This window comes from bacterium, from assembly GCA_040757115.1.
Taxonomy (GTDB): Bacteria; UBA9089; CG2-30-40-21; order CG2-30-40-21; family SBAY01; genus JBFLXS01.
Genome location: JBFLYA010000453.1, coordinates 1 through 1,066, shown reverse-complemented (window position 1 = coordinate 1,066; position 1,066 = coordinate 1). Strand labels below are relative to the sequence as shown.

At 35.8% G+C, this 1,066-nt stretch carries 2 protein-coding genes; both read right to left on the bottom strand.

Annotated features, from left to right (window positions below):
• On the bottom strand, positions 1-481 hold a 481-nt coding region (locus AB1422_19605; GenBank protein MEW6621508.1), incomplete at its 3' end, for an IS630 family transposase.
• A 7-nt stretch (positions 482-488) separates the two neighbouring features.
• Positions 489-995, bottom strand: a complete 507-nt coding sequence (locus tag AB1422_19600) for a helix-turn-helix domain-containing protein (protein ID MEW6621507.1) — start codon at positions 993-995, stop codon at positions 489-491.
• Between the last annotated feature and the right edge of the window lie 71 nt (positions 996-1,066).

Sequence of the window (1,066 nt, the reverse complement as noted above, 5' to 3'; positions counted from 1 at the left end):
CTTTTCTAACATATTTTCTGATAGATTGTTTTGTTTCGGATACAGATTGAAAGTTTGAATTTGCCAGCACTTGATTTTGGATTTCAGAGAATATTCGCTCAATGGGATTAAGCCAAGAAGCATTAGTAGGTAGCTCCACCAGAGTAATGGATTGATGATTGACATATTCTTTGAGTAATTTAGAACAATGTGCTCTCCAGCAATCGAGGATAATATAGAGACGATATCCTTTATATCGTTTACGCAAGAACTCAAGTACCAATATAATTTCCTTAGCGGTTTTTTTCTTAAAGAAACGAACCCAAAGTTTCCCATTGTGGAAGTCATAGGCACCAAGAAGTTCCGTTTTACCTTTAATAGATTGTTTCGCAGGGATTTTAGGGGTTTTTTTACTCCAACTTCTGCCAGGATATGCTTTGATAACAATAGTTCCTTTTTCATCAAAACAAATGACACGAGATTTTGGAGGACGGTAATCCAAAAGGCGCTCAATTCGTTTTTTTTATATTGAACTGCGGATCTCTTGATATCATCCACTTCTGAGCAGTTTTCAGAGTTAGACCACCTTTACGTAAACAAGTGCGTAAACTTTCTATGCAGATATAAGGAACTGTTTTTGATTTGATAAGATAATTTTTCAATTTTGGTAAAGTCCAATTTGTGAAATGCAGTCCTATATCTTTTGGCTTGGAAGTAGCAATTCGCACGATTCTTTTGCAAGTTGCATGGTTGAACTTTATAGGACGGCCAGAACGAGGTTCGTCTTCCAAACCAGAAACCCCAAAATCGTCGAAACGATTTAACCAGAAGTAGACAGTTTGACGAGAAAGCCCTGTCAATCTGCATATTTCTGGGATTGGTACTTTCTGTGAAGACAATCGAATAATAAATGCTCTTAACGAAATTCCTGATGCTCCTTTGCGACATAAACGGTCTATTTCCTGTTTTTCTTTTACTGTCAATTTACGAACATAACGACTTGGTATATCAGCCATACTATTGTCACCTCCAGACAATAGTATAGCATAAATATTAAATTATGTCAAGAAATTTATTAGAAACTATA